This is a genomic window from Streptomyces sichuanensis, assembly GCF_020328095.1.
GTDB classification, from domain to species: Bacteria; Actinomycetota; Actinomycetes; order Streptomycetales; family Streptomycetaceae; genus Streptomyces; species Streptomyces cinnamoneus.
This window is the reverse complement of record NZ_JAIXMK010000016.1, coordinates 77,487-96,525: the sequence shown is the minus strand read 5'-3', so window position 1 is coordinate 96,525 and position 19,039 is coordinate 77,487. Positions and strand designations below refer to the sequence as shown.

Annotated in this window: 13 protein-coding genes; 9 read left to right on the top strand and 4 right to left on the bottom strand. The window is 74.2% G+C overall.

Annotated elements, in window-relative coordinates; translation table 11 throughout:
* The first annotated feature begins 106 nt into the window (after nucleotides 1-106).
* The 3 genes from LE181_RS08345 (at nucleotide 107) to LE181_RS08335 (ending at nucleotide 9,992) form a co-directional block, all read left to right on the top strand.
* Nucleotides 107-7,939 (top strand): type I polyketide synthase, encoded by a 7,833-nt coding sequence (locus LE181_RS08345; protein WP_225660554.1) that lies wholly within the window; start codon nucleotides 107-109, stop codon nucleotides 7,937-7,939.
* Nucleotides 7,830-8,747: a class I SAM-dependent methyltransferase gene (locus LE181_RS08340; RefSeq protein ID WP_225660553.1), complete on the top strand. Its 918-nt coding sequence runs from the start codon at nucleotides 7,830-7,832 to the stop codon at nucleotides 8,745-8,747. Before LE181_RS08345 ends, LE181_RS08340 begins: the two co-directional genes overlap by 110 nt.
* Nucleotides 8,748-8,837: 90 nt before the next feature.
* Nucleotides 8,838-9,992, top strand: a complete 1,155-nt coding sequence (locus tag LE181_RS08335) for a methyltransferase (protein WP_225660552.1) — start codon at nucleotides 8,838-8,840, stop codon at nucleotides 9,990-9,992.
* On the opposite strand, the gene LE181_RS08330 is transcribed toward LE181_RS08335, so the two are convergent.
* Nucleotides 9,982-10,557, bottom strand: coding sequence for a pyridoxamine 5'-phosphate oxidase family protein (locus LE181_RS08330; RefSeq protein WP_225660551.1), 576 nt, complete (start codon nucleotides 10,555-10,557; stop codon nucleotides 9,982-9,984). The two genes, LE181_RS08335 and LE181_RS08330, sit on opposite strands and share 11 nt — an antisense overlap.
* Before the next feature lie 96 nt (nucleotides 10,558-10,653).
* Between LE181_RS08330 and LE181_RS08325 the strand changes: the two genes are divergently transcribed.
* Both LE181_RS08325 and LE181_RS08320 read left to right on the top strand, forming a co-directional pair.
* Nucleotides 10,654-11,259 (top strand): TetR/AcrR family transcriptional regulator, encoded by a 606-nt coding sequence (locus tag LE181_RS08325; protein WP_225660550.1) that lies wholly within the window; start codon nucleotides 10,654-10,656, stop codon nucleotides 11,257-11,259.
* 106 nt (nucleotides 11,260-11,365) lie between these two features.
* Nucleotides 11,366-12,169: a hypothetical protein gene (locus tag LE181_RS08320; protein WP_225660549.1), complete on the top strand. Its 804-nt coding sequence runs from the start codon at nucleotides 11,366-11,368 to the stop codon at nucleotides 12,167-12,169.
* Here the strand turns inward: LE181_RS08320 and LE181_RS08315 are convergent.
* Nucleotides 12,155-12,502 (bottom strand): helix-turn-helix domain-containing protein, encoded by a 348-nt coding sequence (locus LE181_RS08315; protein ID WP_225660548.1) that lies wholly within the window; start codon nucleotides 12,500-12,502, stop codon nucleotides 12,155-12,157. The two genes, LE181_RS08320 and LE181_RS08315, sit on opposite strands and share 15 nt — an antisense overlap.
* 495 nt (nucleotides 12,503-12,997) lie before the next feature.
* Here LE181_RS08315 and LE181_RS08310 point away from each other — a divergent pair, with 495 nt between their 5' ends.
* From LE181_RS08310 to panD, 4 genes are all read left to right on the top strand, one after another.
* Nucleotides 12,998-13,648, top strand: a complete 651-nt coding sequence (locus LE181_RS08310) for a DUF4360 domain-containing protein (protein ID WP_225660547.1) — start codon at nucleotides 12,998-13,000, stop codon at nucleotides 13,646-13,648.
* Nucleotides 13,649-13,976: 328 nt separating this feature from the next.
* On the top strand, nucleotides 13,977-14,561 hold the full coding sequence (locus LE181_RS08305; RefSeq protein ID WP_225660546.1) for an ATP-binding protein: 585 nt from the start codon (nucleotides 13,977-13,979) through the stop codon (nucleotides 14,559-14,561).
* A 201-nt stretch (nucleotides 14,562-14,762) separates the two neighbouring features.
* The gene (locus LE181_RS08300; RefSeq protein ID WP_225660545.1) at nucleotides 14,763-16,838 is read left to right on the top strand and encodes a SpoIIE family protein phosphatase; all 2,076 of its coding nucleotides are present in this window, start codon (nucleotides 14,763-14,765) and stop codon (nucleotides 16,836-16,838) included.
* A gap of 60 nt (nucleotides 16,839-16,898) precedes the next feature.
* Complete coding sequence (panD, locus tag LE181_RS08295; protein WP_225660544.1) at nucleotides 16,899-17,315, top strand: aspartate 1-decarboxylase; 417 nt, start codon at nucleotides 16,899-16,901, stop codon at nucleotides 17,313-17,315.
* Between the two features lie 274 nt (nucleotides 17,316-17,589).
* Here panD and LE181_RS08290 read toward each other — a convergent pair whose 3' ends face one another.
* Together LE181_RS08290 and LE181_RS08285 are read right to left on the bottom strand one after the other, a co-directional pair.
* Nucleotides 17,590-18,327 carry an alpha/beta hydrolase gene (locus LE181_RS08290; RefSeq protein ID WP_225660543.1) on the bottom strand — a complete coding sequence of 246 codons (738 nt, stop codon included), beginning with the start codon at nucleotides 18,325-18,327 and terminating at the stop codon, nucleotides 17,590-17,592.
* Nucleotides 18,324-18,791 (bottom strand): helix-turn-helix domain-containing protein, encoded by a 468-nt coding sequence (locus LE181_RS08285; RefSeq protein WP_225660542.1) that lies wholly within the window; start codon nucleotides 18,789-18,791, stop codon nucleotides 18,324-18,326. Before LE181_RS08285 ends, LE181_RS08290 begins: the two co-directional genes overlap by 4 nt.
* Between the last annotated feature and the right edge of the window lie 248 nt (nucleotides 18,792-19,039).

Sequence of the window (19,039 nt, the reverse complement as noted above, 5' to 3'; positions counted from 1 at the left end):
CGCCCTTCATGCGAAGGGGTTACCGTCCGTTTGCGCCCATTCCAGACGGTTAGTGATATCAGCGCCGCGTCGCGATCGATTGGTTCCCGGAAAGGGCTGAGAAACCATGGGCGTTGACGGATACGGCACGGTCTCCTACGGCACGGTTCCCCCCGACGGCCTGATCGCGGTGGTGGGCGCCTCCTGCCGCCTCCCCGGGGGGATCACGGATCTCGCAGGGTTCTGGCAGGCCCTGGACGAGGGCCGTGACCTCATCACGAACGTGCCGGCCGACCGCTTCGACACCACCCGGTTCGTGGACCCGTCGATGCCGCGCCCGGGCAAGAGCTACACCGACGCCGGCGGCTTCCTCGACGACATCGCCGGCTTCGACGCGGACTACTTCGGCATCTCGCCCAAGGAAGCCGCCCAGATGGACCCGCAGCAGCGGCTGCTGCTGGAGCTGGCGGCCGAGGCGTGCGACGACGCGGGCATCGCCCCGGCACGGCTGGCCGGCTCGGACACGGCCGTCCTCGTGGGCATTTCCGACCACTCCTACGGCGCGCTGCAGCTGCTCATGACGGAGACCGTCAACGCCTACACCATGTCCGGGGCCGCCTCCTCGATCGCCGCCAACCGCATCTCGCACGCCTTCGACCTGCGCGGCCCGAGCCTGGCCGTCGACACGGCCTGTTCCTCCTCGCTCGTGGCGCTCGTCCAGGGCTGCCAGCTGCTGCTGGCGGGCGCCGGACGCGCCGCGCTCGTCGGCGGGGCCAACCTGCTGCTGAGCCCCTATCACTTCGTGGGCTTCTCCCAGGCGTCCATGCTCTCCCCGACCGGCAGGTGCCGGTCGTTCTCGGCCGGTGCCGACGGCTACGTGCGCGCCGAGGGCGGCGGCATGGTCCTGCTGAAGCGACTGGCCGACGCCCTGGCCGACGGCGACCGCGTCCACGGCGTGATCGTCGGCAGCGCGTCCAACAGCGACGGGCGGACCCCGGGCCTGTCCCTGCCCCGGGTGGAGGCCCAGGAGGGCCTGCTGCGGCAGCTCTACGACCGGTGCGGCATCGCCCCCGACGACGTCGCCTACCTGGAGGCGCACGGCACCGGCACCCCGGTCGGCGACCCCGCCGAGTGCGAGGCCATCGGCCGGGCCCTGGGCAGCCGTCGTACCCGGGCCGACCTCCCGATCGGCTCGGTCAAGTCCAACCTCGGGCACCTGGAGCCCGCATCGGGCATGGCCGGGCTGCTGAAGGGGCTGCTCGTGCTGCGGCACGGCGTCATCCCGCCGACCCTGCACGCCCAGCCGCCCAGCCCCCACGTCGACTTCGCCGCCCTGCGCCTCGCCCCCGCGGTGGAACACCGGGCCGCCCCCGACGGCGCCCGGGGCGTGGTCGGGGTCAACTCCTTCGGCTTCGGAGGGGCCAACGCCCACGTGATCCTCGCGGCGCCCCCGCCGGTCGCCGCCCGGACCGTCGCCCCGCCGCAGGAGGCGGAGCGCCCCGTCGTCGTCTCGGCACGCTCCCGGGACGCGCTCGCCGAAGCGGTCCGGCGCACGGCCGCCCGCCTGGAGCACGCCGCCGACGAGGAGTTCTACGACCTCGCGTACACCTCCTGCCTGCGGCGCGGCCGCCACCCGCACCGCGCCGCCGTGCTCGCCACCGGCCCCGCCGAGGCCGCGGCCCGGCTCACCCGCCTCGCGGACCGACTGGCACCGGCCGAGCCCGAGGCCCCGCCGGACGGCCCCACGGCACCGGAGGGGCCCGAATCCACCACGGCACCGGAGGCCACCGGCGCCCCCACGGCACCGGAGGCCGTGGACGCGCACGCCGCTCCCGAGCCAGCCGACGCGCCCGCGGCGCCCGCGGCCGCCGCTGCCGAAACCGGTCCGGCCACCGCCGGTACCGGTGTGGCGCCCGCCGCCGAGGACGACGCGTCCGCCGCCGACGCCACGGCCCTGGCCCAGGGCGTCACCCGCGGCCGCATCGTGTTTGCGTTCTCCGGCAACGGCGCCCAGTGGGCCGGCATGGGAGCGGACCTGCTCGCCGGCGACCCCGTCTTCCGGGAGGCCGTCGAGGCCGTCGACGCCCTGCTGGCCCCCCACACCGGCTGGTCGGTGGCCGAGGCCCTCACCGACCCCGCGCTCGCCGCGCGCATGGCCGCCACGGAGGTCTCCCAGCCCCTGCTGTTCACCGTCCAGGTGGCCCTGACCGAGGTGCTCAGGCACCGGGGCGTCGAGCCGGCCGCCGTCGTCGGGCACAGCGTCGGCGAGATCGCGGCGGCGTACGTGGCGGGCGCGCTCACCCTGGCCGAGGCCGCCCGGGTCATCGCCGCGCGCGGGCGCGCCCAGGCCGCCACGGCGGGCGCCGGGCGCATGGCCGCCGTGTCCCTGCCGCGGGACCGGGCGGAGAAACTGCTCGACATCCATCCCGACGTCACGATCGCGTGCGTGAACACCGGCCGCGACGTCACGCTCTCCGGGCCGGAGAGCCAACTGGCCGCGCTCCGGGACGAGCTCGCGCCCCAGGGCGTCGCCTGCACCCTCCTCGACGTCGACTACGCCTTCCACAGCCCGGCCATGAACCCGGTCGAACGCCCGCTGAAGGCAGCGCTCCAAGGGCTGCGCCCCGCCCCCACCCGCATCCCCATGGTCTCCACCGTCACCGCCGCCACCGTCGAGGGGACCGAACTGGACGCCGCCTACTGGTGGCGCAACGTCCGCGAACCCGTGCTCTTCGCCCCGGCCGTCCAGTACCTGCTGGGCAAGGACCACGACGTGTTCGTCGACGTCGGCCCGCATCCCGTCCTGCGGCCCTACCTGCGCCGGCTGACGGAGAAGAGCAGCACGCCCGTGGCCGTCGTACCGACCCTCGTCAGGAACGAGGACGGCACGACGGCGCTGCACACCGCCGTGGCCGCGCTGGCCGCGGCAGGCGCCGGCCTGGAGTGGGACGTCCCCTTCCCCGTCCCCGGCCGCGTCGTGGACCTGCCCGCCTACCCCTGGCAGCGGCAGCGGCACTGGAACGGCTCCCGCGGCGCCTGGTCGGGCACCTTCAGCGACGAAGGGGTCGACCATCCCCTGCTCGGCGACCGGCTGCCGTTGTACGAACCGTCGTGGCGCGGCACCGTCGAACCCGTGCTGGTGCCCTGGCTGGCCGACCACCGGGTCGGCGGCTCGGTGGTGCTGCCCGCCACCGGCTACGCGGAGATGGCCCTGGCCGCGGGCCGGCGGGCGCTGGGCGCCGGGGCGGAGCTGGAGCTCCTGGAGATCACGCGCGCCCTGCCCGTCCCCTGGCAGAACCCGGCGACCACCCACCTCCACCTGACCCTGACGCCGGACGACGGCGCCGTCACCATCACCAGCGCCACCGGCCGCATGGGGGAGCCCGTGCACCACGCCCGGGGCCGCGTGCGCCGGCTGCTGCGGCCACGGCCCGTCCCGCTCGACGTCGCGGCCGTCCGCGCACGGTGCACCGGCCGCATGGAGCCCGAGGAGCTCTACGCGAGCGCGGCCGCGGCCGGACTCGACTACGGGCCGGCCTTCCGCACCCTGCGCAGCCTGCACGTGGGCGACGGCGAAGTCCTCGCCGCCTACCGCCACGAGGCACCCTCCGACGCCTACGAAGCCCACCCGGCCGTGCTGGACGGCGCCCTCCAGAGCGGACTCCCGCTCATGGCCGAGGTCCTGCGGCGCCGGCAGTCGTTCCTGCCCGGTGCCGTCGACGCCCTGCGCGTCTGGCAACAGCCCCCGGCCCAGGGCCTCTTCCACCTCCGCGAACGCTGCCGCAGTCGCACGGAGATCTGCTGGGACATCGCCGTCACCGACGAGGACGGGACCGTCGTGGCCGAGCTGGAGGGCTGCAGGCTGCGGCGCTTCCCCGGCCTGCACAGCACACCGCTGAGCCGCCAGACCGACATCCTGCGGGCCCGTCCCCGCACCGACCTGCCCGCCGCCCGTTCACCGCTGCCCCCGCCGACCGCCGTCCTGTCCGCGGCCCGGCCGCGCATCGACGCCCTGCGCACGGCATGGCGACTCCTCCACTACGAGCAGGTGCAGCGCCTGCACAAGCACATCGTCGGGCTCGGCTACGCCGAGGTCCTCACCGGCTTCCTGCCCGGTCCCACGCAGCCCTTCACCGTCGAGCAGATCACCGGCCCGGACGCCGCCCCCCACCTGCTCCGGCTGCACGGGCTCCTGCTGCACATGCTCGAACGGCAGGGCCTCGCCAAGCATGAGGAGGACGGCACCTGGCGGCTGACCGAGCGCGCGGCGACCTCACGGGAGGCGGAGATCCGGTTCGTGCGCGACCACCCCGCCTACGCCACCGAGGTGGCCCTGGCGATCGGCCACGGGCGACGGCTGGGGGAGGTGCTGCGCGGCACCCGGGACCCGCTGGAGATCCTCGCCGAGGGCGGCGCCGAACTGATGGAGCAGTTCTTCGACATCGCCCCTTGGATGCGCTTCCACAACCGCCTGACCCAGGCGCTCCTGACGGAAATGCTGCGGCACTGGCCCGAGGACCGCCCCCTGCGCGTCCTGGAGACCGGCGCCGGCACGGGCGGCACCACCGCCGCCCTGCTGCCGCTGCTGCCCCCGGAACGCACCCATTACGTCTTCACCGACGTCTCGCCCTTCTTCCTCGGCCGCGCCGAGAAGCGTTTCGCCGCCCATGACTTCGTCACCTACCGCACCTACGACCTGGACACCGACCCCGCCGAACAGGGCCTGGCCGACGCCTCCTTCGACCTGATCGTGGCCTCCAACGCCCTCCACACCGCCAAGGACCTGCGACGTTCCCTGACCGGGGTGGGCCGTCTCCTGGCCCCCGGCGGGCAGCTCCTCGCCGTCGAGCAGCACGACCCCGAGACCCTCGCGGTGTTCTTCGGCGCACTGGAGAGCTTCTGGGGCCACACCGACCGCGACCTGCGCCCCGACACCCTGCTGTTGCCGGCCGCCCGGTGGCCGGAGCTGCTGCGCTCGTGCGGTTTCACCGACGTCGTCCGCACCGGCGACGAGCGTCGCGGCACCCGGCCCCACGGCTCCGTCCTGCTGGCCGCCGCCCCCGTCCGGCCCGTGGCCCCCGCCGCCCTGCCGGCCTGCGACCCCGCCACCGCGTGGGTCGTGGTGGGCGAGAGCACCGCCTGCGGGGAACTGCCCGAGGCGGTGGCCCGGGCACTGGACGGCGCCGGCGGACGCGTCGTACGCGTCCCGGCCGCCCCCACCACCCCCGAGGACTGGGCCCGCACGCTCCCCGGCGACGGATCCGGCGTCTCCGTCGTCCTCCTCCTGGACCGCACGGGAGAACCCGACCCCACCCCGGAGGCTTTGCTCGATCTCACCACCCGCCGCGCCGCGGTCCTGCGGGCGCTCGCGACCGCCTGCGCAGGAGGGGCCGGCGGCACCGGGCCGGACCTGTGGCTGGTGACCCGTCCCACCGGCGCCCTGCCCGCCCCGGAACGCCCCGTGGCCCCCGCCGACGCCGCCGTCTGGGGCATCGCCCGCACCCTGGCCAACGAACACCCCGAACTGACCGTGCGCCGCGTCTCCCTCGACGACACGGCCGACCGCGCCGACGACGACCCGGCGGACAACGCCCGCCGTCTCGTCCGCGAACTGCTCGACGCGGGCGAGGAGGACGAGATCGTCCTCACCTCCCGCGGCCGTTTCGTCCCCCGGGCGGTCGACGTGACCGACGTCCCCCAGGGCACCACCGGCGCCCACGAGCTGCCCGCCTACGCCCTGGAGGTACGCGACCCCGGGCTGGCGTACCGGCTGGCCTGGACCGAGACCGGCCCGCCGGCGCAGCCCGGCCCCGGTCAGGTGGTCGTCGCCGTGCGCGCGGCGGCGCTGAACTACCGGGACATGATGCAGGTGATGGGCCTCCTCCCGCCCGTCGAGGGAGCACACCGGCTCGCCCTGCCGCCCGGCCCCGGCATGGAGTGCGCCGGAACCGTCGAGGCGGTCGGTGACGGCGTCACCTCCCTCGCCCCCGGGGACCGCGTGTTCGGCATCGCGCCCGGTGCCTTGGCCTCCCACGTCGTCACCGCCGAGCACGCCCTCGCCGGGATCCCGGAGCGGATGACGTTCACCGAGGCGGCCACCGTGCCGGTGGTCTTCCTGACCGTCCACTACGCGCTGGGGCACCTCGCCCGGCTGGCGGCCGGTGAGACGCTGCTCGTGCACGGCGGGGCCGGCGGCGTGGGGCTCGCCGCACTGCAGTTCGCCCGCCGCCGCGGCGCACACGTCATCGCCACGGCCGGCAGCGGCGTCAAACGCGACCTCCTGCACGGGCTCGGCGTCGAGCACGTCCTGGACTCCCGCTCGCTGCGCTTCGCCGAGGACGTCCGCGAGCTCACCGGCGGCCGAGGGGTCGACGTCGTCCTGAACTCCCTGGCCGGCGAGGCCATCCAGCGCGGCCTGGAGACCCTGCGGTCCGGCGGCCGCTTCGTCGAGCTGGGAAAGCGCGACATCCACGAGGACAAGCCGCTTCGCCTGCGGCCGTTCGGCAAGAACATCGCGTTCTTCGGCGTCGACCTCACCCAGCTGCTCCACGACCCCGACCTGGCCAAGGAGCAGTTCGCCCAGGTCGCCGCGCTGGTGCGGTGCGGCCGTTACCGGCCGCTGCTGCACAGCGTCCACCCCGCCGCGCGCGTCACCGAGGCGTTCCGGCTCATGCAGCACTCCCGGCACATCGGCAAGGTCGTGGTGGCCTTCGACCCCCTCGACGAACCCCCGTCGGTCGAACGCGCCGTGCGGCCGGCCCGTTTCGACGGGCCCGGCACGTACCTCGTCACCGGCGGCCTGAGCGGCTTCGGCGCGGCCACCGCCCGCTGGCTCGCCTCCCGGGGCGCCGGCCGCCTCGCCCTGGCCGGCCGCCGGGGTGCCGCCTCGCCCGAGGCATCCGGCCTGCTGGCCGACCTCGCCGCCCGGGGGACGGCGGCCCGCGCGTACGCCGTGGACGTCTGCGACCCCGACGCCCTGCGGCGCATCGCCGAGGAGGCCGAGGCGGACGGGCACCCCCTGCGCGGAATCGTCCACTCCGCCATGCACCTCGACGACGGCTTCCTCACCACGCTCTCCGACGAACGCTTCCGGTCCGGGCTCGCCCCCAAGATGGCCGGCGGAGCGGTGCTCGACGCCCTCTCCCGCGGCCGGCCCCTCGACCTCTTCCTCGCCTACTCCTCCGTCACCACCGCCATCGGCCACCTCGCCCAGTCCAGCTACGTCGCCGGAAACCTCTACCTGGAGGCCCTCGTCCGCAAGCGCCGCCGGGACGGACTGCCCGCCACGGCCGTCGTCCTCGGTGCAGTCGGCGAGACCGGCTACGTGGCCCGCAACAACCTCCAGGACACCTTGTCCCAGGCCGGCATCGAACCGGTCCTGCCGCGCGAGGCGTTCGAAGTCGTCGACGAATTCCTCACCGGCGGCAGGGACGTCGCCGGGACCGGCCGCTACCAGTGGGGCCCCATGAGCTCCGTCCTGCCGACCCTGGGCGCACCCCGCTTCGCCGCCCTGATCCCCGCACTCGGCGGCGACCGGACCGCCACCCGCGAGGACATCCTCGCCAAGCTCTCCGCCATGACACCGGAGGAGTCCGAGAAGTACATCGCCGACTCCCTCGCCCAGGGCCTCGCCACCGTCGCGGAACTGCCGCTGGAACAGATCGACCGCCACCGCCGCATCGACACCTACGGCGTCGACTCCCTCATGGCCACGGAAATGCTGGCCTCGCTCAGGCAGCAGTACGACGTCGACATCCCCCCGATGGAACTGCTCCGCAGCGACGGCACGATCGCCGACATCGCCCGCATCGTCCACCTGCGACTCGGCCTCGCGGCAGGCACCGAGTCCGGTGAGCCCGCCCGCATCCCGCCACCGCGAGCCGGAACCCTCCCACCCGGGGCACCGTCCGGAGCACCCCCCGGCGGCACGGAGGAAGGAGAGGGCCACGCGCCCCGGTGAGCGTCCCCCCGACGCGTTCTACGCCCTGTGGCTCGACCCGACGATGACGTACTCCTGCGCCCTGTGGGCCGACGGGGACAACCTCGAACAGGCCCAGCTCCGCAAGATCGACTACCACGTCGCCCAGGCGGCCGCAGGCTCCGCGGACCGGGTGCTGGACCTGGGCTGCGGGTGGGGCGGCACCCTCCGGCGGCTCACCGGCACCCACGGCGTCCGGCACGCCGTGGGCCTCACCCGCAGCCCGCAGCAGGCCGCCCGGGCCCGCGCCCGGGCCGGACCCCGCTGCGAGGTCCGGCAGGAGGACTGGACCGCCCACCGGCCGGACGCGCCCTACGACGCGATCCTGTGCATCGGCGCGTTCGAGCACGTCGCCGGCCTGCGGCTGTCGCGCGACGAGAAGGTCGCCGGCTACCGGGCCTTCTTCTCCCGGTGCCGCTCCTGGCTGCGCCCCGGCGGCCTGCTCACCCTCCAGACGATCGCCCTCGGCTACCCGGCGGACGGCCCGGACGAGGCCCGGGACGCCCTGCGCATGGCCCTCACCCTCCTCCCCGGCTCCCAGCTCCCCACCCTGGCCGAGATCCACGAGGCCGGCGCGGACCTCCTCACCTGCGTCCGGATCCGCAACGACCACGACGACTACGCCCGCACCTGCCAGTGCTGGCTGCAGCGGCTGCTGGCCGCCCGCGACCGGGCCGTCGCCCTCGCCGGCGACGCGACCGTCACCGAGTACGAGCGGTACCTGCGCGCCTCGGTGCGGCTGTTCGAGCTCGGCTGCATGAGCCTGCTGCGGCTCACCTTCCGGAGGTGAGCGCACGCACCGCACCCCCTGGGGGCGCACCGGTCGCGAGGGTCTGCTGCTGCACCGGTGCGTCCGGGGCTCGGATAGCCTGAAGGCACGATGAACCGCTTCACGACGCCCTGGGGCGAGCTCGCACTCGCCCGCTTCCCCGAGGACCCCCGCGACACGCTGCGCGCCTGGGACGCCGCCGACGAATACCTGCTGCGGCACCTGCACGGAACCGACGGCGAGCCGGTGGACCTGTCGGGCGAGGTGGCCGTGGTGGGGGACCGGTGGGGAGCGCTGACCACCGCGCTCGCCGCGCACCGGCCCGTGCAGATCACCGACTCCTTCCTCACAGGGGAGGCGACCCGCGCCAACCTGGCCCGTAACGGCCACGCGGCCGGTGCCGTACGGATGCTGTCGACCCGGGACACGCCCCCGGACCGCGTCGACGTGCTGCTGGTGCGGGTGCCCAAGAGCCTGGCGCTGCTGGAGGACCAGCTGCACCGTCTCGCCCCCGCCGTCCACGAGGGCACCGTCGTCGTCGGCACCGGCCGGGTCACCGAGATCCACACCTCGACGCTCAGGCTGTTCGAGCGCATCCTCGGTCCGACCCGCACCTCGCTGGCCGTGAAGAAGGCCCGGCTGATCTTCTGCACGCCGGACCCGGCCCTCCCGCGGACCGCCAGCCCCTGGCCGCACCGCTACGCACTGCCCGGCGGGATCGGCGTCATGTCCGGGCGGACGGTCACCAACCACGCGGGCACCTTCTGCGCCGAGCGCCTCGACATCGGCACCCGCTTCTTCCTCTCCCACCTCCCGCAGGGCCGCGGGCCCGCGCGCATCGTCGACCTGGGCTGCGGCAACGGCATCGTCGGCACGGCCGCGGCCCTGGCCCGCCCCGGGGCCGAGGTGGTCTTCGTCGACGAGTCGTACCAGGCGGTGGCCTCCGCGGAGGCCACCTTCCGGGCGAACGCCGGGCCGGACGCCACGGCGGAGTTCCTGGTGGGCGACGGCATGGCGGCCGTCCCCGCGGAGTCGGTGGACCTCGTGCTCAACAACCCGCCCTTCCACACCCACCAGGCGACGACCGACGCCACGGCCTGGCGCATGTTCACCGGGTCCCGCAACGCCCTCCGCCCGGGCGGCGAACTGTGGGTCGTCGGCAACCGCCACCTCGGCTACCACGTGAAGCTGCGCCGGATCTTCGGCAACTGCGAGGTCGTCGCCGGCGACCCGAAGTTCGTCGTCCTGCGGGCCGTCAAACGCTGAGCCCACCGACCCCGCCGGGCCCGGCCCGGCGGGCGGCCGGTACCCGCCGCCAGCCGTCGGCATCCCGCTCGATGACCGCCGGCACCAGGCCGAAGGGCGCGGGGTGGACCTCGTGGGTGAAGTCCATCAGCTCGATGCGGTCCGGGCGCAGCCGCAGGACGACGTAGTCGTCCCCCTCCGGACCGGCCGGGAAGAACGCCCGGAAATCGTCCTTCCAATAGGCGAGACGTTCCTGCAGTCCGTCCTCGACGTGGGCCTCCGCTTCGAGGACGACATAGGCGGCGGCCCCGCGGTCCTCGACGGCGTAGGTGACCCGCGGCTGCCGCGCGACGTCGGCCGCCTTGCGCGAGCGCGGGCTCGTACCGATATGGAGGGAGCCGTCCTCGCCGACGCCCAGGTGCTCGACCAGGCGGGTGTGGGGGCGAAGACCGTCGTACGTGGTGAGGAAGCCGTACGGGTGCTCCCGCACGAGGCGCAGGGCGGCCGCGAACAGCGCCTCGGCACGGGGCGCGTCGGGGCCGGAAGGGGCCGGGTCCCCGGTGGACAGGGGGAGATCGGTGCTCATGCGGCATCCATTCGTCGTGGGTGAACGGTGGTGCGTGATCCGAAACCTGGTGCTTCCATACGCCGGCGTATGTTCACCGTACGGTAGCGTACGGTCATGGTGAAACGGCGAGAGGACAACCCCCGGGACGGCGGCGGACGCCGCCGGCTGAGCGCACGGGACTGGGCGGACGCCGCCCTCACCGCCATCGGCGAAGGCGGCCTCGCCGCCGTCGCCGTCGAACCCCTCGCCGCCCGGCTGGGCACCACCAAGGGCAGCTTCTACTGGCACTTCGCCAACCGCGAGGCGCTCGTCGAGGCCGCCCTCGGCCGCTGGGAGGACGCCTGCACCGAGGACGTGATCACCGCGCTCGCCGCCGAGCCCGACGACCGGCGGCGGCTGCGCAGGCTGTTCACCGAAACCACCGCCTCGGCCGCCCGCGACCCGATCGAACTCGCCCTGCTGGCCACGCGCACCCACCCCCAGGTCGCCGCCGCGCTGCAACGGGTGACGGAACGCAGGATCGGCTACCTCGCCGGCCTCTTCGGCGGGCTCGGCTTCCCGCAGGACGAGGCCCGGCGCCGCGCCCTGCTCGCCTACTCCGCCTTCCTCGGCCACGTCCAGCTGGCCCACGCGGTGCCCGGGGCGCTCCCGCACGGCGCGGACCGGGCCCCCTACCTGGACTCCGTCATCGACGCCCTGCTCCGCCGCGACCTGGCCTGAATCGTTCGCTCCCGCCACGGCTTGGCCGGATCGTTGCACGCCGTAACCGCCGTGGTGGGAACATCATTTGGTCGCAGTGGGCAGGGTGGGGAAGCTGGGAGCGGATGTGGCACTGGACCAGGCGTCCATCGTCTCCGACTGGGTCCTGCCCGCCCTCGTCTGCGCGCCCGTGACCTGGGTGTGCCTGGTCTTCCGCTACAAGGAGGACGGCCGGCTGCTGGGCACCCTGCGCTCGGCGCTGCTGGGGCTGTGCGTCGTGCTGTGGACCTCCGGCACGGCCGCGCTGGCCAGCGGGCTGCTGCTGCCCCTGACGCCCAGCGTGCCACCGGTGGCGGTGGGCGTCGCGACGGGCTGGGGCATCATCTCCCGGGGCAGGGGGGAGCAGACCGGCGGCCGGGCCGCGATGGCCGTGCTCACCCTCGGCAACTCCCTGCTGCTCCACCAGCTGGCGCTGCGCCTGCGGGCCGACCGGGCCGACTGGTGCGAGCGGATGGCCGGGGGCTTCCGGGACTGCTGGGAGATCGACTCCTTCGCGGGCGACGTGCGGCGGCATCTGCTGATGCGCGTCGACGTGCCCGGCCGGACGAGCCGCTCCCGCGCCGCCGCGAAGCGGGAGATCAACGAACGCCACAAGGAGGTCCGGGCCGCGGCGCAGAAGGGGGTCACCGTCGAGACGAAGGTGGAGAAGACCTGCCAGCAGCAGGGCCGTGCGCCCTACCGCGAGGAAGTGCGGCTGGTGCGGCGGGCGTTCGGCGAGGCCGAGCAGTACCTCAGGCACCTGCTGGAGCTGGAGCACGCCCACGGCAGGCGCAGCGACGGCGAGAAGATCCTCGAACTGCGGCGCAGGCACCTGACCCACGCCGGGACGGAGGACGTCCAGGGCGCGACCGACGTCTCAGCGGTGCGGTGACGGAGCGAGGGGTGCGATCGGCGCGGCCTCCGGGCAGAGGGCGTCCGGCGCGTAGGGCTCGCGACCGTCCGAGGGGTCGTAGAAGCTGATCTCCACCCGGGCGTCGAGGCACTCCGCGACGGCGGCCAGCGACCGCAGGGTGAGGTTCTCGCCGCCGGAGAGGATCTGGCTGACCCGGCCGGGGGAGACGCCCATGCACTCGGCCAAGTCCTTGCGGGTCATGCCCCGTTCGGCGAGCAGCCCGGCGAGCGACGCCGTCGCCTGACGCGCGAGCCGGGCCCCCGCCTGATCCGCCGCCCGACCACCTTCTGCGGTCTCTCGTCGCCAGGCCATGTCTACCCCCACCAGCTGTGCAGTCGTCAGGTCCGTAAGGTCTGTGAGTCCTTGGACGGCAGCATGCCACCTTTAGCCCTAGCTAAAAACCATGCCGGGCCGAAAGGGTCGCGCCGCGCCCGGGGGAGGCGTCGCTTCCTCCGTGGTGACCTGGGGATACTCAATCGGCGGCGGTTTTCGGTCAGATCGCGGGAGTTCGCTCCGGTGGAGCCACGGCGCGACGTCTGGTCAACCCCCCGTCCTCCCCCTACGATTCGAACGCTCTCAGTCCCACGGGCCCAGGGGAACGGTCCAACGGGTTGGCATGGGCATGCCTGTTTCTTCGGTCATGCCGGGTCCGTCCCCGTCACCTCTCCCCGGCGGCCCGGCACCTCCCGCATCCCGGCGCTCGCACCCTCTTCCGCTCAGGGGGGATCCGTCGGCATCACCGGGTGCGGAATCGTTTTGTCTTCCCCTCGGGCCCCCGTTGGTCCGCAGACATCGATTGGAGCAGGCATGCCCGCCGGTCTCTTCACCGCAGGCGCGATCGCGGCGTTACTCGCGACACCGCTCTCCACCCACAACCCCTCGGTGATCACCAACCCACCGCCGGACAAGATCGTGATCGAGGTCGCCACCGTCAACGGGTCGGGCTGTCCGGCCGGGACCGCAGCCGTCGCGGTCTCGCCCGACAACACGGCCTTCACCGTCACCTACAGCCAGTACCTCGCGCAGGTCGGCGTCGGCTCCAAGCCCACCGACTTCCGCAAGAACTGCCAGCTGAACCTCAACGTGCACGTGCCCCAGGGCTTCACCTACGCCATCGCCGCAGCCGACTACCGCGGCTACGCCAAGCTGGAATCCGGCGCCTCGGGCACGCAGAAGGCGTCGTACTACTTCCAGGGGTCGCCCGTCACGACCCCGAGCGCGCACACCTTCAGAGGCAACTACGACGACAACTGGCAGGCGACCGACAACGTCCCCATCGCCGCGCTGGTCTGGGCGCCCTGCGGTGAGCTGCGGAACTTCAACATCAACACCGAGCTGCGGGTCAACGCCGGCACGTCCGACCCCAGCAGGACCACCAGCTTCATGACCATGGACTCCACCGACGGCAGCCTCAAGACCATCTACCACCTGGCGTGGAAGGAGTGCCCGAAGCCCTGACGGGCCGGGCGCCCGCCGGCCGGGCACGCGGCGGGCCCGCAGCACAGGAGCGGGCCCGCCGCTCACGCGCCCCGGCTTCCCGCCCGGCCGGGCCCCGTGGCACCGCTCACACCCGATTTGGGGCCGCTCCACCGGCCCCCACCTGCGTACATCGCACTCCGCAGGGACATCGTGACCCCCTGGGTATAGACCTGTGGCGAAAACCGAGCGAATGTGGGGGGAATCCCTCGCGAAGAGTGGCGGTCCCCCTCGCTCCTCGGACCGTACCGGCGCCCGGTACGCGCACGCGCCGGCACCCTTCGCCCCACGTCGAACGCATCCGAGCCCCATGCCTGCCTTCCGTGACACCCTGAGTTCCCCGTACGCGGCCGACGCCGTCACCAGCGCCGGCGAGCCCTTCGCCGGATGGGCGACCCACCCCCAGCGGCTCCTCGGCCGGGGGGCTCCGGGGGCGCCGTCGTGCCTGCACGGCCCGCCCGCCGTCCGGGCGCTGCGGCCGGCCTTCTCCGGCCCGCCGCCGGCCGGGACGCTCTCGCTGCCCGCCGCGCCGCCGTCCGTGGCGGCCGCCCGCCGCTTCTGCGAACGCCTGCTGGCCGAATGGGGCCTGCAGGAACTGGCGGGGGACGTGACCCTGCTGCTGTCGGAGCTGGTCACCAACGCCATCGTGCACGTGCCCGAGGGCTCCGGCGACGTCCGGCTGGTCCTCAGCCGCACCCCCGACCACCTGGTCGCCCAGGTCACCGACGCCGGCGGCTGTCTGCCGCTGTGCGCCGAGGCCGGTCCGGACAGCGAGAACGGGCGCGGCATGTGGCTCGTCGAGCAGATCGCCGCCCAGTGGGGCCACCACGCCTCCGGCGCCGGGAAGACCGTCTGGTTCGCCCTTCCCCTCCCGGGGGCCCTGCCCGGGGAATGACCCGGTGCGACGGGGGCGCGCGTCGGCCCCGGACACTCCAGCACGGCGATCCGGACGCCGCCGCGGGCTGCGCAGGGGGCGGGTTCGGAGAGAACATGGAAGACGTTGCGGCGTGACGGGCGAGGAAAGGACCGAGGGACCGGGCACCTACGGGCGCGAGGCCGCCGCACCACCCCCGAGCGGGCGGAAGGAGGACCTCGGATGGGCGCCACCGACGCATTCCGGCCGGACCCGGCGCGGTCCGGGCCCGCCCCCTACGAGCCCGGCAGCCTGCTCGACCTGCTCAGCGTGGCCGCGGCGGTGCTGGACCAGGAGGGCCGGATCGTCCTGTGGAGCCCGCAGGCCGAGGAGCTCTTCGGCTGGACCCCTTCCGAGGCCCTGGGCCGCCACGCCGCCCGGCTGCTCGTCGACGACGAGCACCGCGCCGAGGTCCTCGGGCTCTTCGCCAAGGTGATGAGCGGCGGCGCCTGGGCGGGATCCTTCCCCGCCGTGCGCAAGGACGGCACCACCCGGATGCTGGAGTTCCGCAACATGCGGCTGGAGGACGAGGGCGGCGGCGTCTACGCCCTCGGCATGGCCACCGACCAGGACCTCCTGCGCGACGTCGAGCGCGACCTGGCCCTGTCCCTGCGGCTGGTGGCCCAGTCCCCGATCGGGCTGGCCGTCCTGGACACCGACCTGCGCTACGTCATGGTCAACCCCGCCCTGGAGCGCATGCACCGGCTCTCCGCCGAGGAGCACCTCGGCAAGCGCGTCCACGACGTGCTGCCCGTCAAGGACGCCGAGGGGATCGAGGCCGCCATGCGCAAGGTGCTGGCGACGGGGACCCCGCTGCTGGACCAGTTCGTCGTGGGCCGCATGGCCGATCCCGCCGTCGGCGAGCGCGCCCGCCTGGTCTCGTACTACCGGCTGGAGGACCCGGCCGGCCGCGAGATGGGCCTGGCCACCTCGGTGGTCGACGTCACCGAGCGGCACCGGACGGCCACCGAGGCCCGCCGCCGGCTGGCCCTGATCGCCGATGCGTCCGTCCTCATCGGCACCACCCTGGACCTCGACCAGACCGCGCGCGAGCTCGCCGGGGTGGTCGTCCCCGGCCTGGCCGACGTGGCCGCCGTGGACGTCCTCGACACCGTCCTCAGCGGCGCCGCCGCCCCGGGGAGCAAGCAGGCCGCGGTGTTCCGGGCGCTGGCCGTCGCCTCGTCGGAGGCCACCGAGGCGGTCCGGGCCGCCGATCCGCCCGGCGAGATCGCCCGCTACGACGCCGACCGGCTCGTCGCCCGCTGCGTGAGCACCGGCCGCCCCGTCCACCTGCCCCGCGTCACCCCCCGGGACCTTCCCCGCATCGCCCGCGACGAGGAGGCCGCCGGACTCCTGGGCCGGGCCGGGCTGCACTCGTACATGGCGGTGCCGCTGATCGCCCGCGGCGAGGTGCTCGGCGCCCTGGACCTCAAGCGCACCCGCAACCCCGAGCCCTTCGGGGAGGACGACGTCGTCCTGGCCGGGGAGCTCGCCGCCCGCGCGGCGGTCTGCATCGACAACGCCCGCTGGTACCAGCGCGAGCGCGCCACCGCCCTCACCCTCCAGCGCGACCTGCTGCCCCAGGAACCCCAGAGCCCGCCGGGCCTGGAGGTCGCCTACCGCTACCAGCCCGCCGGCGCCGCGGGACAGGTCGGCGGCGACTGGTTCGACGTCATCCCGCAGGACGGCGCCCAGAGCGCCCTGGTCGTCGGCGACGTCATGGGCAGCGGGATCAACGCCGCGGCCGCGATGGGCCAGCTGCGCACCGCCGCCCGCACCCTCTCGGGCCTCGGCCTCGACCCCGCCCAGGTGCTGCGCCACCTCGACCGCACCGCCAGTGGTCTGGACCAGACGATCGCCACCTGCGTCTACGCCGTCTACGACCCGCAGCGCGACGAATGCCGGGTCGCCAACGCCGGGCACCTGCCGCCCGTCCTCGTCCGCCCCGGCCGCCGGCCCGCCCTGCTCGACCTGCCCACGGGCGCGCCCCTGGGGGTCGGCGGCGTCCCCTTCGAGAGCGTCGGGGCCCCGCTGGCACCCGGCGACCAGCTGGTGCTCTACACCGACGGCCTCGTGGAGACCCGCGACGAGGCCATCGACGCCCGGCTGGACGTGCTGGTGGGGCTGCTCGACGGGCCGCCGCTGGACCTGGAGTCCACCTGCGACCTGCTGCTGCGGGAGCTGCGCGAGGACAACGACCAGGACGACGTCGCCCTCCTGATCGCCCGGGTACGGCCGCACGCGCGGACGGTAGAGTGAGGAGATCGCCCTTGACCTGCACAAGCGCAGGCAGGGAGCTGAGTCTCCGGGAGTGTCTCCATGCTGCGTACGATGATGAAGTCCAAGATCCATCGCGCCACCGTCACCCAGGCGGACCTGCACTACGTGGGATCCGTGACCGTCGACGCCGACCTGATGGAAGCGGCCGACCTGCTGCCCGGCGAGAAGGTCGACATCGTCGACATCAACAACGGCGCCCGCCTGTCGACCTACGTCATCGAGGGCCCCCGCGGCAGTGGCGTGCTCGGCATCAACGGCGCCGCCGCCCGGCTGATCAGCCCCGGTGACCTGGTCATCATCATCGCCTACGGCTCCATGGACGACGCCGAGGCGCGCACCTTCGAGCCCCGCGTCGTCTTCGTCGACGAGCGGAACGCCGTGGCCGACCTCGGCAGCGACCCCGCCGCCGTCCCCGAGGGGTCCGGCCTCTCGCGCGGCGACCTCGTCGCCGGCTGACAACCCCTGGGCCATCCCGGCGTGCGACCGCGCGCCGGGCGGCCTAGGCCGTGTCCGCAAAGTCCCGCCTGGCCCGCGACGCTCCCCCAGCTACCGCTGGGAGGTGCCCCCAGGCACGCACGCTCGCCGCGTTGTCGGGATCGCCCAAGTACGCCCGGTACGAGGACGACCCTCCGCCTTGCGATCTCCCCCAGCTACCGCTGGGAGGTGCCCCCAGCACCAGACGCCGCGGGCCACGCCCTTCGGGCGTACGGCGCTACGTTGCGGACACGCCCTAGGCCCCGGGCAGCCCCGCGGCCCGGGCGATCGTAAGGGCCGTCAGTTCACCGGCCGCGCACACCCGTTCGTCCTCGCTGGGCCGGCAGCGCCCCAGCTCGGGGTCGTACTCCGTCATGATGGCGCCCGCGTGGTCGGCCCCCGGTATCTCCTCGGCCAGGACCGGCCAGCGGTGCGCCATGAGGGCGTCCCGCGCCGCCCGCGAGTACGCCGGGTCCATGTACGCGTCCTCCGTGCCGTGCACCAGCGCGACCGGGACCGGCACGGGGACGCCCGGCGTCCCGGCGGCCAGATCGGTCAGCGGGGGAGTGCCCGTCGTGCGGGCCGGGACGTCGTAGCGCGAGGCGATGCCCACCACCGCCGACGGCCGCCACCCGCCCGCCACTTCCGGGTGCAGGGCGACGCCCAGCGCGGCGGGGGCGCCCGCCGACCAGCCGGCCAGCACCATCCGCCCCGCGTAGCCCCCGAACGAGGCCGCGCGGGCGCGGGCGAACTCCAGCGACGCCAGCAAGTGGGCCCGCCCGCGGTCCGGCTCGTCGGAGCGCCAGTCGGGCACGAGGACGAGCGCGCCGAGGGCGGCGACGGCCGCGGCGAGCGGCCGCAGGACGTCCCGCTCGTCCGGGCCCGTGCCGTGCCAGAGGAGGACCGTCGGCACCGGGCCCCGGGCGGGAGCCGGGGCGGGCCGGTGGACGTCGACGAGCTTGCCGTTCGGCGCGGTGACCGTTGCGTACGTCACGGCGGGGACTGTCTTCCGGGGGGCTGGGTCCGGTTGTCGGGAAGGCCCTCCAACTCGCGTACGCGCTCGATGACTTCGTTGATCGAGTGCAGGCTCGCGGCGGACAGCCCGGCCGCGCGCAGCGCCACCCGTTGCACCTGGGTGTCGCGCAGCGCCACCAGCAGCCCGAGGTCGGCGTTGACCTCCGCGGTCGCCTGCTCGTCGAAGAAGTACGCCGGAGGTACGCCGAAGAACTTCGCGAGCGCCTCCAGATGCCGGAGCGTCGGATTGTCGCGCTGTCCCTTGCGCAGGAGCCAGATGTAACTACCGGAAATGGACACGCCCGTGGCCGTGATGGCCCGGGCCACCTCTTCCGTGGTGTACGGCTCCCGGCCTGCCGGCACCACCGTCCTGAACAGGTGATTGAGCTTGTCTGCCAGCGTCTTCGCGTCCGTGCTCGCGTTTCTGGCGTCGGATTCGTCCATGATCGCACCTCCCTCCCGGCGGTCAATCTAGCTTACGGGTGAATACGGGAGTCCATGTCCCGGTGCATCGAATGTGGTTGACAGGGGGTGGGCTCGCTGCCTAGCGTCCTGGGTGTCGGCGGATCGACTGGTGTTGGATCGCTCATCGCGGCGGTCAATCACCAGTTGATGGAAGTGGGGTCGCAGGATCCCGTCGTCCACCGTGCACGGACATCGTGCACGAGTCCGCCGTCGCACGGGGGTTCTTT